Origin of the sequence: Salmonella sp. SAL-020, from assembly GCF_017372215.1 — a bacterium.
Lineage (GTDB): Bacteria > Pseudomonadota > Gammaproteobacteria > Enterobacterales > Enterobacteriaceae > Salmonella > Salmonella enterica.
The window spans coordinates 3,683,254-3,699,768 of sequence record NZ_CP071690.1; the positions used below are offsets into that span (position 1 = coordinate 3,683,254).

The window sequence follows — 16,515 nt, forward strand, 5'->3', positions numbered from 1 at the left end:
CGTCTCCTTGTCGGTTACGACTTTCTGCTTTTTGCTTCATCTACCGCACAACTGTTGTCAGTACAGTTAAAAATCAGCGGTAACCGCGCGCCATAATCGTTGACGTAAGTCAGCACAGGCGAGTGACCTAATTCACTGGCGTCCCCTCCCAGCGTCACGTTGCTTTTTGGTGCAATCACTAAAGGGCTAAAGCCTCTGGCTGGTGTGCCGTCCATGCGGTTGCTGGCGTTGCTTAACACCACGTAGTAACCGGTCGGATTGCTCACCTGATAGCCATTGCCCTGACGCTGAAGGGTGATCTTGTATTGCCAGGGATGCTGCATATCGATTTTCGATAGCGCCTGCGGGCGGTAAAAAACTTTGATGCGCGTTTGCAGGGCGATTTGCAGCGTATTGGGCTTGTCGCTTTGCGGCGGAATTTCGCGCACGTTGTAATAAAAAAGGGTTTCCCGATCCTGGGGGAGCGACGCCAGCGCCGGCATCCCCTGAATTTTGACCTGTCCGATTGCCGACGGCTCAATGCGCTGGACCGGTGGGACGACGATTAAAGGCGAGGTGATTTTGACGCCCTTCTCATCTTCCACCCAGGACTGCGCCAGATAGGGCAGTTTGCTGTTGGCGTTTTTCAGATCGACGCTTATCGATTTATCTTCGCCGCGAAACACCAGGCGGGTGCGATCGGGCGCGATGGCGGCTTGGGCGCTACCGTAGCCGCCCAGCAAAAGCAGCAAAACAGCGGCCAGGTTATAACGTTTTAATGACATCATGAATGCGGTTTCCTGAATCAATGTGTTGGATAACGAGAAGAGAGCGCTTCGGGTTGCGTCGAAGACGTCCGCCGCTGCGTATGAAGCTGGAGTAATGGTTTCTCTTCGGGCTGCGTTGCCTCAGGTGATGAAGCATCGCCGATGCACGGCAGCAACAGGCCGCTAAACAGATCGCCCGGCAGCGGATCGGGCAACGCCGCTTCACACTGCGTTTTACCTTCCCATGTCACCTGCAACCGCTCGCCGGGGTTAATGCCGATCAGATAAACGCTGCCGTCTTCACCTACGATCCCTAACTGTTGCTGGCGACTGTTGTAAACCTCTGCGCCGAAGGGCGGCGTGCCGCCATCGCGCAGGCGGATACTGCCCATGGCTTTTTTACCGCTGAGCACCTCCATGCGGCGATAACCGATCGCCCCTTCCGTCAGGGTCGCCTGAGCGATGGAGAGGATTGCTTCCGCGTCTTCCGGCAACTGGGTAATGTCGATTTTCACCTGGTTGCGGTAGTAGTCGTTGACGTCGACAATGACGGCTTTACCAAACGCGTTGGTATATACCGGCGTGCTGTAGCCGGAGATGGGTACGTTCGCTTCATCGCCGACATCCACCAGCAGCCGCGAGCCGCCGTTGACGCTGGTGCGGTGCAACGCCCCGCCTTTAGCAGTCAGCGTCGCGCCGCCCTGGATGTTCAGTCCGCCGGAGGTATAGTCGCCTTCCTGATAGTTCGCACTGACGTCAATGTCGGCATAGCTCGCTTGATAACGGTAGTAGCCGTCGAGAGTCGCACCGTTATCCGCGCGACCAGCGTTGATCTGGTAGTTATTGCGATCGTCAATGCGCTCGTAATAGCCGACCTGATTGCTGTTGTTGTCATCGCTAAAGGAGCCGTTGTAGCTCAGCGTGCGGTTGTTGCCCCACGGAATACTGAGCGAGACGTACACGCCGTCATCACGCTCATTGTCATATTCGTTGCGAAAACCGTTCACCGACAGACTGATCCCGCGCACCTCACCGACATCGAAATAGTGCGACAGCGTCAGGTTATAGCTGTCCTGGTTAGGTTGATTCCAGTAGGTGCGATGGGTGTAGTTGATATAGGCGTTGACGTTTATTGCCGAAAAGTTCTGGCTGTACGTCAGGGTATACATCTCTTTATCGTGGCCGGTGCGCTGACGATCGTTATCGTCATTATGCGTATCGATAAACTCGTCCATCGTCATGTAGTTTTCTTCGGAAAAGCGATAACCAGCAAACGTCAGACGGCTGTCTATATCATCAAAATCTTTAGCGTAGCTGGCACGGAACGAGTTACCCTGAATGGTGCCGTCGCCGTAGGCGCTACCCTCTGGCAGCGTCGCACGGGAATGGGTGACATCGACGGAAAACGCGCCCAGCAGCGCCAGATCGCGCCCCAGTCCTAACGCCAGCGCCTGATAATCCTGCTCACCGATGGCACCGCCGTACAGCGACCAGCCGTTAGCGATCCCCCAGGAGGCTTCGGCTGAGGTGAAAAAGCCGCCTTCCATATTGTGATCCCAGTCCTGCGGTCGCCCGGCTGCCAACTTGTAGCGCACCTGGCCGGGACGGGTCAGAAACGGAATGGAGGCGGTGCTGACGTCATATTCCTGCACCTGACCGCTTTGTTCTTCAATTTTGACGTGTAGATCGCCGGATACCGTTTCATTAATATCCTGAATGCGAAACGGTCCAGCCGGGACCTGCGACTCATAAATCACCCGCCCGCGCTGGGTCACGGTGACTTTGGCGTTGGTGCGCGCCACGCCTGATATATCCGGGGCGTAGCCGCGCAGATTAGGCGGTAACATCTGATCGTCGGTGATAAGGCTGCCGCCAACATAGTTAAAGCCATCGAAAATATCGGATTCCAGCGATCCTTCGCCCAGCGTTAGCTGCGCCCGGAGCTGCGGGATCGCCCGCCAGGCGTAATAGCGGTTCCAGTCCCAGTTCTGTTCGGAACTGGAGCCAAAGTTGTCTTTATCTTCGCTGTCATTTTCGTGACGATAGTTAGCCTGCCAGTCCGCGCGCAAACGCCACGCGCCGAGGTTGGCACCCACCGTGCCGTTGCCGCTGATGTCATATTCATCGCCGTCATCATGTTCAGCATGTCGCCACTGGCTGTTAACGTTGTAGTCAAATAACACGCCGGGAATCCCTTCATCCCAGCGGGAAGGTGGATCCCACTCTTCATCGCTGTATTCCAGATAGGCCTGAGGAATAATCACCGTCAGCGTTGACTGGCTTAAATCCGTTTGGGTTTCCATCCCCTCCAGTTGATCTGGTTGCAGACACTGACCGGCATTTATCCAGATCATTTTATCTGCTATTTCAGGTTTTAACCCCAGCAGCGATACCAGTTCAGGCGATAAACAGGGATAGGTGTTATCAGGATCGTTATTATCAACGGAATACGTAATAACATTATCCTGGGCAATTTGACTCTGATTGACCAGCACCTGGAGATGATAGCTCCCCGGCATAATGTAGCCTTTACGGGAAAAGCGGGAGAGATCCAGGCTGGCATCATCTTTAACATCAAGAAATCGGGTATTAAATTGAATGGGCGCTTCCGCATAGCTATTTTCCGGACCGACAGCCAGAACAATACCCACCACGGCCGCAAGCGTGCTCAGACGAAATTTTTTATAGTGAGCCATCAGACAATCTATCCCTGAAATATATAATCTATTTTTTTACTTTAAGCATTATCCTGCGGCAGACTGCCGCAGGATGATATTTCACTTACAGATAGCTGATCGTGAAGTTTACGGTGCTGCTGAATTCGCCGGTATCGATAGTGCTGGCAGCGGAATCGCCTTTCACCCAGGCTTTGAAGTTAAGAGTCTGTTTCGCCGCCGCAACGCTGCCGTTCATCGTCAGATTTTCGCTGTAAGCGTCGCCCAATTTGATCGCGGAACCCAGGTGGTTGCCGATGACAATGCTGGAACCCGCCATTTCGCCGCCGCCGATACGCATCAGCGCAACGCTGCCCGGATTAGCGCTGGATTCGTTACCGATGGCAGAGAAAACGGTAGACACTTCTTTCTCAGTGGTGAATGCGCAGTTTTCCAGACCGATATGGAAATCGACTTTTGAAGATTCTTTACCGCCCATCAGAGAACCAGTACCGATATGGCCCAGGTTAACGGTCTGGTGTTCGTCGCCAACCACGATTGAACACGGTGAATCTTCAATAGTACCGGTAAAAGTAACCGTACCAGTATTACTGCCTGCAGCATTGGCAAAGCTGGAAACACCCATAACCAGTGCGGCAGCAACCGCAGCTTTTACTGCTGTATTCATTTTTCATCCTTATTAAAAGTTGGTGAGTATTTTTACGCTATTCACACGGAGTTATACTCAATACCCCATGTTTATATGGGTAGATATATATTATATGACGAGTTATGAAATTCCCGATGCAACATTAAAAAGAAGCAAACAACACGTTAATAAATAACATCCCTTAGGCGCGGTGAAGTATTTTCCATTAAAAACCCAAAGACAAGTGTTTTTTATTTAAAGGATCATCAGCATTAAATAATAAATATTTTTTACCGTTCAAAAAACAAACAAAGCAAGACGGGAGAGCCAAAAAAACAATAAACATGTCAAAATGAATAAAAAAAGATCAGAATTACAGTACTGAATATATAGCAATGACGCGTAACATTTATTTTTGGTATAAATTCCATTAAAAAAATCAAAAAATGCTAAGTTACATTTTTTTTGTTTACTCGTGGCAATTAATTTATTTTAATAGAGTTGTTTTTTATTACTTCGATAAAAAAATAATATTTTATTATCGAAGTTTTATAATGAAAATTTATTATTAAATTAAAATTGATTTACGAGATGCATTAAAGATGCGGCATCCGCATCTTAATATTTAAAAAGGCTTAATACCGAAACCGGTAATTCTTATTATTGGATAGATCATGCCGCAATTTATCATCAACGTTTCGGGCCTGGATATGTTGAAATTAGTCACCCTGTTCACGAGACAGCGGCGCGCCACTGAAATAGCTCATGACTTATCGATACAAAAATAACACCTGCTTCTTGCTGAAAATAAAAGCAGAGTTCCCTCGATAAAACGTGACAGGACAGCTCTCGCACCTGATAGCGTTCAGCTATTTTTAGGCCTACAAAATATTGCCACAACATATTGATATTGTGTAATTTGTAGGTCGGGTTGAGCATGGCTGCCACCCGACATAAATGTGGCACAGCTTTTTTTTACCGACTCTGTTTACGTAGCAAATAGATAAAGTACGGCGCGCCAATAAAGCTTGAAAGCAGTCCCGCCGGGATCTGATACGGAAATAGCGCCATCCTGCCGCACCAGTCGGCAAAGACCAGTAAAACGCCCCCTGCCAGCGCCGAGATGACCATATGCGGCATCGTCCGGCGAAAACCGAGCATCCGCGCAATATGCGGCGCCATCAGTCCAACGAAACTCAGCGGCCCAATGGTCATCGTCGCGGTTGCCGTCAAACACGCCGCCAGCGCCAGCAGCGCGATACGCGACGGCGTAAGCGCCATGCCCACCGCACGCGCGGCATCGCCGCCCAGGGGCAAAATCGTTAACCAGCGGCGACACAACGGCACAAGTGCCAGCAAAATCACCATTACGATCGCGGTTCGCGTAACCTGCCCGCCAGTGGCGTTATAGGTAGATCCTGAGAGCCAGGTCAATACTTCCGCCATCCGCGGGTCGCCGCTCGCCTGGAGCATCATTAGCAGCATGGTAAACGCGGTGCTGAGCGCCATCCCCGCCAGCAACATCCGTTGCGGCGAGAAACCGCCGCGCCCGGCGGCTATCATAATAATCAGCAGTGTCGCCGCCGCGCCCAGGCTTCCGGCAGGCAGTAGCCAACCGAAGGCATTCCCCGGCACCAAAAACAGCATCAACACCACGCCAAACGCGGCTCCGGAACTGATCCCCAGCACTTCCGGGCTGGCCATTGGATTACCGGTCAGACGCTGAATAATGCAGCCCGCCACCGCCAGCATGACGCCCGCCATTAACGCCGCCAGTATCCGCGGCCAGCGCCACGGCATCAGTTCTTCAAGCAGCGTTCCGCTCGCCCACGTCCAGCCGTGCGCGTCGCGACCAAAAGAGAGGGCGACCCATGTTGCCAGCAGCAGGAGCGCGCCACCGGCAACGGCAAAAGCAAGAACGTGCCGACGTTCCGCCGCCACACGATCGCTGGCGTTCATATCCGGCGCGCTCATGCTTTTAAGCCGCGGCAGCAGCCACAGGAGCAGCGGCGCGCCGATTAACGCCGTCACTGACCCGGTGGAAACCTCCATCCATACGCGGGTTAGCCAAAGGATAATCTGATCGGATAGCCACAAAATAAGCGCCCCAATGAGCGGCGCCAGCATCAGGCGCGCCAGCAGACGTCTTGCGCCAAGCATTTTCGCCAGCAGCGGCGCAAACAGGCCGATAAAACCGATAATGCCCACCGCGTTGACCAGCAGAGCGCTCAACACAATCGCCAGCGACAGCGCCGCCAGACGCGCTAACGACAGCGCCAGACCCAGATTACGCGCAACGCCGTCATCCAGCCCCATCAGCGTCATCGGGCGTAACAACAATAACGTGAGCATCACACCGCCCAGCAACTGCGGCCACAGACGCTGCACGCCGCTCCAGTCGGTTTGCGTTAGCGTTCCGGTGCTCCATAAAAACATGCTTTGCAACTGATCGTGGTGGAAAATCACCAGTAACTGGTTGATTGCGCCACAATAGAGGCTAACCACCAGCCCGGCGAGGATCAGGGTCACTGGCGACAGACGTTTGCCCCACGCCACGCCGAACACCAGCGCGCCGACGATACAGGCTCCCGTCAGGGCGGCAAACTGCGTCGCCAGCGCGCCGGGAATCGCCCATAGCGTAGTCACCGTGATCCCCAATTGCGCGCCGGTCGCCACGCCCAGCGTGGTCGGTTCCGCCAGCGGGTTACGCAATACTTGCTGGAACAGGACGCCTACCAGCCCAAGCCCCGCGCCCACCAGCAGCGAAATCGCCAGTCTTGGCAGCAGGCTGTAATGAAAAATCATCTGCTCAATGATGTCGATATCCGGTGACCAGATAGCCTGTTGCCACTGGCTGCGCGGTAGCGCAACGGAGAAGTTAACCCATGTCAGCCAGCAGGCGGCAACAAACAGCGCCAATAACAGCAACGCCGGATGGCGGCTTCGCCTTATCCGGCCTACAAAGCGCCCGAACCGTAGGTCGGATAAGGCGTTTTTCACGCCGCCATCCGGCATTTCACGTTTTCTGCTCACGCTTTGCCTCCCAACACGTTATTCAGGATGCGGACAAAATGCATCGTGGAGAGGGTCGCGCCATAGAACCAAACGGCGGGCACCCGGTGAAAGCGCCCGGCGCGGACAAACGGCATGGCCTGCCACAGCGGCGTTGCCATCAGCGCGTTCATATCGGTGCTATTCCCGTGATCGAAGCAGATCACATCCGCTTCTTTATACATCGCCAGCCGATCGATGCTAACCGCCGTACTGCCCCAAAAGTTGGTTTCACCCTGCCAGGCATTGACAATGCTATACTCGTCCAGCACCTCCTGGAACAGGCAATTCGGGCCGAGCACCAGCATATGCCGCGGATCGATAAGCGTCGTCATCAGTAACGGACGCCCCCCGCGGCGGATAAAATGCGGCTTCTGGCTGGCGATGAAGCGATCGTATTGCGCCAGATGTTTTTCTGCCGCAGCTTCCAGATTCAGCGTCTGCGCCAGTTCAACCAGCGAGCGTCGGGCTACCGCCAGCGGCTTTTTGCCGTCGCTAAAATCGAACCCGCGCCCCGGCGCGATCCGCGCCAGTTTTTCCGGCGAGGGACCGTAACCTGCCGACCAGACCATAAACGACGGCTTCATCTCCGTCAGTAGTTCGAGATTGGGTTCAGTGCGAAGACCCACATCAATCACCGAATCCGGCAACGGCGGTTCGCTAACCCACAGCTTATAATTTGGCACGTCCGCCACGCCATAAGGCGTAATACCGAGCGCCAGCAGCAGCTCAACCGGCAGCCACTCCAGCGCCACAATCCGGCGGGGATCGATAGCGGCAGCCTGCGCCGTATTCATTTGCCACAGCAGCGGCGAGAGCGCCATCGCCGTTAATAAACGGCGGCGAGTCAGAGGATATAAATCACGCATTAATACACAAAACTCACAGGTGCCGCGCCCGCCGGATGCGGAAGGATACCCATCGGGATACCGTAAATCTGTTCCAGAGTGTCACTGCGCATCAGTTCCGCAGGCGTTCCTTGCGCAATCATTTCACCGCCGCGTAGCGCGACTAAATAATCACAGTAGCGGGCCGCCATGTTGATATCGTGCAGCACCGCAACCACCGTCAGCCCGCGCTGCTGGCTTAAACGATGCACCAGCGCCAGCACGTCCACCTGATGGGCGATATCCAGCGCTGACGTCGGCTCATCCAGCAGCAGACAACGGCTGTCCTGCGCGACCAGCATGGCAATCCACGCGCGCTGGCGTTCACCGCCGGAAAGACTGTCCACCAGACGATGCGCCAGCGGTTTTAAGCCGACCAGCGTAATCGCCTCGTCTACTTTTTCCCGGTCCGCGACGCCAAAGCGTCCCAGCGCGCCGTGCCACGGATAGCGGCCAATCGCCACCAGTTCGCGCACCGTCATTCCTTCCGCCTGTGGCAATTGTTGAGGCAGATAGGCAACTTTGCGGGCAAACGCCTTGCTGCTCCAGCTCGCCAGCGGCTGATTGTCGAGCAGAATATCCCCTTCGGAAGGCAGCTGATGGCGGCCCAGCATTTTTAACAGCGTGGATTTACCGGAACCATTATGGCCGATAAGTCCGGTGACTCGACCTGCGGGAAACGTTAACGAGAGGGGGTGTAAAAGCGTGCGGCCCGGCACACGAAAGGCGACGCTTCGCAGCGCAAAGGTGGTATCGGAATGAATGTGGTTTTCCTGCATCGCAGCCAACTTGTAAAACGGGCACGGCAAGCCGTGCCCAAAAAGAAATTAGAAACGGAAGGTTGCCGTTGCAACGACCTGACGTTCTGCGCCCCAGAAACAGCCGTACGTCTGGAAGCAGCTGGCGACGTATTCGCGATCAAACAGATTATTGACATGAAGGGCAACGTTGGAGCCTGCCATGCCTACGCGCGCAAGGTCATAACGTACCAATGCATCGACAACCGTATAACTCCCTACTTTAAAGGAGTTTGCCGGATCGCCATAGCTTGACCCCGTGAAACGCCCGCCGGTCCCCAGCGTTAAACCAGACAATGGACCATCAAAGAAAGTGTAATCGCCCCACAACGACGCCATATGCTTTGGTACCTGTGCAGGAGTATTACCTTTATAGGTCGTATCCGTCGTGTATTCGGCGTCAGTATAGGTGTAAGAACCCACGACGTTGATGCTTGCAGAAAGCGCCGCTTTCGCTTCTAGTTCCACGCCGCGGGCGCGAATTTCACCGCCTTCAACCGAGAAGAAAGACCCCGCCGGATCAGCCATCAGGTTGTTGGTTTTGGTCAACTGATAGACCGCACCGGTAATGACTATCGGCCGATCATTCGGTACATATTTAACCCCCGCTTCATACTGCTTACCTTTCGAAGGTGCAAATATTTTCCCGTTCTCTCCCGTCTGTGAAGCCGGCTCAAACGACTCACTATAACTGAAGTAAGGCGTTATTCCATTATCAAACAGATAGTTAACACCACCACGCCAGGTAAACTGCTTATCATCACGTTTAGATGTGATGCCAGTAGTGCGATTCAGAGACTCTTGATCGGCCCAGTCATAACGCCCACCCAATGTTACCAGGACTTTATCCCACTGTGCCTGGTCCTGGACGTACAGACCCGTTTGCTTTTGCTTATTCAAAATCTGGTACGGGCCGGATGTTGCTGGATCTCGCGAAGCAAAGTCGAAATCAGTGTACACCGGGTTATAGAGGTCAAGCAGAGGTACGGAGTCGTCGTAGCCAAACCAGGCATTGATATCATTACGCATACGCATAAAGTCGACGCCGGTCAGCAGCGTGTGATCCACCTCACCGGTGGCAAATTTACTTTGCAACTGAGTATCAACGGAGAAGTTTTGCAGTTTCTCGTCGTCAACAACATATTTACGAGCCAGATAATGACCTTTGTCCGCTGGCGCTAATGCCGCGCACTGCTTGCTGTCACGGTTTGCCGGATCGGAACAAACGCCGTAACCATAGACGCTATTTTGCGAGACTTTATTCTCGGCATAGCGCAAATTCTGGCGCACGGTAAAGGTGTCGTTGAATTCATGATCGAAGCTGTACCCTACCATCTTCTCATTACGAGAATAGGTATTGTTTTTCGCCCCTTCGTTGAAATCTGTTGGCAGACGTTTACCGTTTGGCAGCGGCTCAACCGTTCCCTCTTTCGGCAGCCAGCCGTAGTAACCCGTCTCTGGTTCATTCTGGAAGTAAGAGAGAAACGTAAAGTTTGTCTTGTCATCCGGACGCCAGGTGAACGCTGGCGCAATCGCATAGCGCTGCTCTTCCGCGCGATCCTGCTGTGCATTGGCGGAACGCGCCAGACCTGTCAAACGATAAGAATATACGCCCTCTTCATCCAGCGCGTCGCTGAAGTCAAAACCAGTCTGGAACAGGCTGTCAGTACCCATCTTGAACTGAATTTCTTTCAGCGGCTCCGTCGTCGGGCGCTTGCTAACCATATTCAGCAAACCGCCAGGGCTACTTTTCCCGTACAGAACGGAAACCGGACCACGCATCACTTCCGCGCGTTCCAGCATATAAGGGTCTATCACCGCATCATTATAGAAGTTACCCTGCATTTTCAGGCCATTCAGATAGTTATTCTGGCTTTGGCCATCAGCGGCGAAACCGCGAATGATCAGGTAGTCGTAAGTATTGGACGCGCCACGAGTGCCCACGGCAACGCCAGGGGTATAACTCAACGCTTCTTTAACCGACTTTGGCTGATGCAACGCCATCTCTTCGGCGGTAACAACGGAAATAGACTGCGGCACCTTTTGAATCGGCGTGTCCGTTTTGGTTGCCGTGGCGGATTGTCTTGCAGCGATGGTTGCCGCCGGTCCCCAGGCACTTTCCTGCGCGGCAGGCGCTGCGGTTACGGTAATGGTTTCTTCTTTCGGTTGAACCGCCGCCTGTGCATAGACAGACATGCCGCTAACCGCTGTGGCTACTACAACTGCGATTTTACGCAGTGAGGAGTTTGGCTGAGCAGTTTTAAGACGCGCCATTGGTATATCTCTGATGAAAGTGAATGATAACGTAAACGATAATTATTATTATAACCACAGCATGATAGGCGAAATATCGTCGCAATGGCAAGCGATACGCGGCCCTACGAAAACTAAGGGGTTAAGAAACAACCAGATGAAAAGGAAGGGTTAATAAATTAGACTGAAATGTTATTTATAGGGGATTTGCCGGATGGCGACGTAAGCGCCTTATTCGGCCTACGTCGCACATAATGGGGTCGTAACGGTGTAGACCGGATAAGCACAGCGCCACCCGGTACTATTACCGTGATTAATTGCCGCCGAACATCTCCTTAATCCAGCCGGCAACGCCGTCGCTCTTCTCTTCTTTCGGCGGCTGTTGCTGCGCAGGCTGCTGCGGCTGAGACGACTGATCGAACGGATTGCCTGACGGCTGCTGTTGCTGCTGCATCATCTCGCCCTGCTGGCACAGCGTATTTGGATCGTCCGTCCAGACCGGCAGAGTGCGCATACCGCCGCTACAGACAAAATTACCGTCGTAATCAACGCCCATATCCACCACATCTTCCGGCGGCGTCAGAACTAAAGGCGTCGGCGTCTGGTTCGCCAGATAGCGCTGGTAAATCGCCATCGCGCCGCTGGCGCCGTACAATTTCGTCGGCTGGTTGTTATCACGGCCTACCCAGGTGATAGTCACCTGGCTGCCGTCGATACCGGCAAACCAGGTATCGACATTGTTGTTTGTCGTCCCGGTTTTACCCGCCAGATGCAGACCCGGATATTTCGCGCCAAGCTGACGCCCCGTACCACGCTGGACGACCTGCTGCATTGTCCAGAGCGTCAGGTAAGCCGCCTGTGCCGGTACAGCGCGTTCAGCTTGCGGATAACTTTGGTACAGCACTTTACCATCTTCCGCAATAACTGAACGCAGCGCTGATAACGGCGCGCGATTTCCGCCGCTGGCGATAGTCTGGAACGCCTGCGCCACTTCGATCGGCGTCAGGTTCAGCGCCCCTAACAGCATAGCCGGAACCGGATTGAGCTGATCTTTCGGCACGCCGAGCTTCGTCCAGGTATCGGTTACCGCCGGTAAACCTAACGCCATCCCCAGATTGACCGTCGGTACGTTCATTGAGCGAGTTAACGCATCCACCAGCATCACTTTCCCGCTTTCGCTGTAGCGACGATCGTCGTTCTGCGGCGACCAGACCTGACCATTCGGCTGGCGCAGAGAAATCGGCGCATCGGCAATCCAGGTGTTCAGACGGTATAAGTTCGGCTGACTTAACGCGGTCAGATAGGTCGCCGGTTTCGCCAGCGACCCGATGGAACGGCGCGCCTGCATGGCACGGTTATAGCCGGCATACTGCGGCTCCGCCCCGCCAACCATCGCGCGCACCTCGCCGCTAAAGCGATCCACCACCACCATCGCGGTTTCCAGATCGCTCAATTTACGCTGCTTCTTCAACGCCGGAATACCTTCGACAACGGCTTTTTCTGCGGCATCCTGCGCCACGGAGTCAAAGGTGGTGAAGATCTTCACGCCGGAGAGATCTTTAATTTTATCCCCCAGCTTCGCCTGCAGTTCCTGACGAACCATCTGCATAAACGCTGGCTGCGGTGAAATAACGCCGCCGCGCGGCTGTACGCCAAGCGGACGCGCGCTCAGCATGTCATAGAGTTCCTGATCGATGATTTTCTGCTGCTGTAACAGGCGTAACACCAGGTTACGACGCTCCAGCGCCAGTTTCGGGTTGCGCCACGGGTTATAAATCGACGCCCCTTTTACCATCCCCACCAGTAACGCCTGCTGATCGAGGCTCAGTTCCTCTACCGGACGACCAAAGTAATACAGGCTCGCCAGCGGAAAACCGCGAATTTCATTGTCCCCGCTTTGACCGAGGTAGACCTCGTTCATGTACAGCTCAAGAATACGATCTTTACTGTAACGGGCATCCATGATCAGCGCCATGTAGGCTTCATTCGCTTTACGCCAGTATGATCTTTCGCTGGAGAGGAACAGGTTCTTCACCAGCTGCTGGGTCAGCGTACTGGCCCCCTGCACCGTGCGTCCCGCCGTCAGGTTGGCCAGCACCGCACGCCCGATAGAGTAAAGACTAATGCCATCATGCTCATAGAAATGACGGTCTTCCGTCGCCAACAGCGTATCGACCAGCAGATCCGGGAAACCGCTGCGCGGGACGAATAAACGCTGCTCGCCATTTGGCGAAGAAAGCATGGTGATAAGCCGCGGATCGAGACGGAAGAAGCCAAACTGGCGGTTGTTATCCAGATTGACGATGGTTTCCAGACGCCCGTCACTGAACGTCAGCCGCGCGCGCACCTGCCCTTCTTTGCTGTCCGGGAAGTCAAACGGACGACGGATCATCTCAATGCTATTGGCCTGCACGGTAAATTCGCCGGGACGGGTCATCTTCGTCACCAGACGATACTGCGTCGCTTCCAGCAATTTTACCATCTCGTTTTTGCTGACAGGCATGTCTGGCTCAAGGTTCACCATCCGGCCATATACCGCCGCCGGAAGCTGCCAGACCTTGCCATCGATACGGCTGCGGATTTTTTGATCCAGATAGACGCCGTAAATGGCGAACAGCACCACAAAAACGATAAACAGTTTTAGCAATAGCCACAGCCAGCCGCGCTTGCCACGAGGCTTACGCCCTTTGCCCTTACCTTTACGCGGCATCGGTTCTTCATCCTCATAGTCATCATCATAATCGTCGTCATGCTGCCGACGACGGCTCACCTTTTGTTTCACAGGACGTGACGGTTTCCCCTTACGTCCAATCGGCTCGCGGTCATTCCCCGCCATGCTTTTTCTCCGCAACATACAGGCGCAAAGGCCCGATTCTCTATTCTTCCGCCAGACGACAGAAGAAGAAATCTCTCAATTTACCCTTTTGCCGGATGGCGATTAACGCCTTATCTGGCCTGGAGGCAACGTATAACACGTCACGAATACTTCTTCGTGCGCCGCGTTGGGGCCGTATTCGCCGGATCGTCCGGCCAGACATGTTTGGGGTAACGGCCCTTCATCTCTTTTTGCACTTCGCGATACGCCCCCTGCCAGAAAGCGCTTAAATCGCGCGTAATCTGTAGCGGTCGCTGCGCTGGCGAAAGCAGTTCCAGCACCAGCGGCACGCGGCCCTGAGCGATGGTTGGGGTCTTCGCTTCGCCAAACATTTCCTGCATTCTGACCGCCAGCGCGGGCGGGTTATCTTCATGATAACGAATCGTTATTCGGCTTCCCGTCGGCACAGTGTAATGCCCAGGCAGTTCACTATCCAGACGTTGCAGCATGGCATAGTCAAGCAGTCCCCGTAACGCCTGAGTCACATTCAGAGATTTCAGACTCCGTAACGACTGTACGCCTGTCATGTGCGGCAGCAACCAATTTTCCAGAGTCGCCAGCAGCGACGCCTCATCCACGGCAGGCCAGTCATATTCCGGCAGCCATTTCGCCGCACAGTGCAGACGCAGACGGAACTGCTCCGCTTCCGGCGTCCAGTTAAGGACGGACAGACCTTTATCGCGGATGCCGTTCAGCATCGCCTGATGAAGCTCCTCTTCAGACGGCTTCGCCAGTGGCTGAACGCTAACCGTCAACTGTCCAATACGCATTCTGCGCCATGCTTTCAACGTTCCCTGCGCCTCGTCCCATTCAACCGTGTCGGACTGGCGCAGTAAATCAGGACACGCCTGAATCAGCGAGGCAATATCCAGCGGCTGCGCCAACAATATTCGGGCGTCCGGCGAGGCGCTACCTTGCAGTAACAGCGGCGCGATCAGCCATTCATGACGTCCCAACGCGTCATCCGCATCTAACATCGCGCCCATACCATTGGCTAACTGATAGCGCCCTTCCTGACCACGACGCCGCGCGATGCGGTCGCTAAACGCTCTGGCCAACAGCGGCATAATAAGCGCGCTATCCGGCTCGCCATTACGCACCTGCAGCCGTTTTAAAAGCTGCTGGCTACGCTGCTGCCAGCCCGGCTGTCGCCGCGAAAATACTACGCTTAAATCCGTACCGCCGCCGCGCGGCGGGTCCTCAAGGATGGCCGCGAGCATGGCGGCAGTGGCGGCGCTATCGCCCTCGCCGGCGTTGACTAACATCGCCGCCAGGCGCGGATCGTTACCTGTTGCCGCCATTTTCCGGCCCCGCGCGCTTAACCGCTCGCCCTCCAGCGCGCCTAACATCAATAATAAACGGCGGGCGGCCTGAAGATTCACCTCCGGCGGCCTGTCCAGCCAGAAAAGCGATGCCGGATCGTGACATCCCCACTGCAACACCTCCATCAATAAACCGGAAAGGTCGCTGTGTAAGATTTCCGGATCGCTTTGCGCCGCCGCCCGCTCCGCCTGTTCTTTGGCCAGCAGATGTAAACAGATACCCGGCGCCAGTCGTCCGGCGCGCCCCGCGCGCTGCGTCATTGACGCCTGACTGATACGCTGCGTAACCAGCCGCGTCAGTCCCGTTCGCGCGTCAAATCGCGCCACGCGCTCCTGAGCGCTATCGACGACCAGACGAATCCCTTCAATCGTCAAACTGGTTTCGGCAATGTTAGTCGCCAATACCACTTTACGCATCCCGGCGGGTGCGGGAACAATCGCTTTGCGTTGCGCTTCCAGAGACAATGCGCCATACAGCGGACAAAGCAGGACATCGCTGCCTACCCGCGACGCCAGATGTTCATGAACGCGCTGTATTTCGCCTACGCCGGGTAAAAATAGCAGCAGCGAACCGTTTTCATTGCGCAGCAGTTCCGCTGTCGCCATCGCGACGGCTTCATCAAAACGCAAATGCGCCGCAAGCGGCTGATAACGTCGCTCCACGGGAAACGCGCGCCCCTCCGAGACGATCGTCGGCGCATCAGGCAGTCGCTGACAAAGCCTGTCGTTATCCAGCGTCGCAGACATGATTAACAGCCTGAGATCGTCACGGAGCCCTTGCTGGATATCCAGCAACAGCGCTAACGCTAAATCCGCCTGTAAACTGCGCTCATGAAATTCATCCAGTATCACCAGCCCCACGCCGCGTAATTCGGGATCGCGCTGAATCATTCTGGTCAATACGCCTTCTGTCACCACTTCCAGCCGGGTACGCGGCCCCACGCAGCTTTGCGCGCGCATCCGGTAACCTACCGTTTCGCCAGGCTTTTCATTCAACGCTTCCGCCAGACGCTGCGCGACATTACGCGCCGCCAGACGACGCGGTTCAAGCAGAAGGATTTTTCCAGCAACCGGCCCCTGTTGCAGGAGTTGCAACGGCAGCCAGGTGGATTTCCCCGCCCCGGTAGGCGCGGACAACAAAACCTGCGGCGCGGTTTTTAGGGCTGTCAACAATTCAGGCAATACGGCGGCAACGGGCAATGACGTCACAAACGGCTCCACGGGGTTAACTTTCTTTGCGCCGCATTGTAGCATCGTGTTAATCCATAACCGAGTATCCCT

Annotated in this window: 9 protein-coding genes; all 9 read right to left on the minus strand. The window is 54.8% G+C overall.

Annotated features, from left to right (window positions below):
* Positions 1-14 precede the first annotated feature (14 nt).
* The gene (stfD, locus tag J1G48_RS18015) at positions 15-767 is read right to left on the minus strand and encodes a fimbrial chaperone StfD (protein WP_000987333.1); all 753 of its coding nucleotides are present in this window, start codon (positions 765-767) and stop codon (positions 15-17) included.
* Between the two features lie 17 nt (positions 768-784).
* Positions 785-3,442: a fimbrial biogenesis outer membrane usher protein gene (locus tag J1G48_RS18020; protein WP_000951681.1), complete on the minus strand. Its 2,658-nt coding sequence runs from the start codon at positions 3,440-3,442 to the stop codon at positions 785-787.
* Positions 3,443-3,527: 85 nt separating this feature from the next.
* Positions 3,528-4,088 carry a fimbrial major subunit StfA gene (stfA, locus tag J1G48_RS18025; RefSeq protein ID WP_001090556.1) on the minus strand — a complete coding sequence of 187 codons (561 nt, stop codon included), beginning with the start codon at positions 4,086-4,088 and terminating at the stop codon, positions 3,528-3,530.
* A gap of 936 nt (positions 4,089-5,024) precedes the next feature.
* A complete protein-coding gene (fhuB, locus tag J1G48_RS18030) occupies positions 5,025-7,064 on the minus strand; it encodes a Fe(3+)-hydroxamate ABC transporter permease FhuB (RefSeq protein WP_089180341.1) in 2,040 nt (679 codons plus the stop codon).
* A 14-nt stretch (positions 7,065-7,078) separates the two neighbouring features.
* A complete protein-coding gene (gene fhuD / locus J1G48_RS18035) occupies positions 7,079-7,969 on the minus strand; it encodes a Fe(3+)-hydroxamate ABC transporter substrate-binding protein FhuD (protein ID WP_001205361.1) in 891 nt (296 codons plus the stop codon).
* Positions 7,969-8,766: a Fe3+-hydroxamate ABC transporter ATP-binding protein FhuC gene (gene fhuC / locus J1G48_RS18040; RefSeq protein WP_001157197.1), complete on the minus strand. Its 798-nt coding sequence runs from the start codon at positions 8,764-8,766 to the stop codon at positions 7,969-7,971. The genes fhuD and fhuC overlap by 1 nt, the downstream gene beginning before the upstream one ends.
* 48 nt (positions 8,767-8,814) lie before the next feature.
* A complete protein-coding gene (gene fhuA, locus J1G48_RS18045) occupies positions 8,815-11,058 on the minus strand; it encodes a ferrichrome porin FhuA (protein WP_000113212.1) in 2,244 nt (747 codons plus the stop codon).
* Between the two features lie 292 nt (positions 11,059-11,350).
* Positions 11,351-13,873, minus strand: coding sequence for a bifunctional glycosyl transferase/transpeptidase (gene mrcB / locus J1G48_RS18050; RefSeq protein ID WP_000918127.1), 2,523 nt, complete (start codon positions 13,871-13,873; stop codon positions 11,351-11,353).
* Between the two features lie 140 nt (positions 13,874-14,013).
* On the minus strand, positions 14,014-16,443 hold the full coding sequence (gene hrpB, locus J1G48_RS18055; RefSeq protein WP_001677012.1) for an ATP-dependent helicase HrpB: 2,430 nt from the start codon (positions 16,441-16,443) through the stop codon (positions 14,014-14,016).
* Between the last annotated feature and the right edge of the window lie 72 nt (positions 16,444-16,515).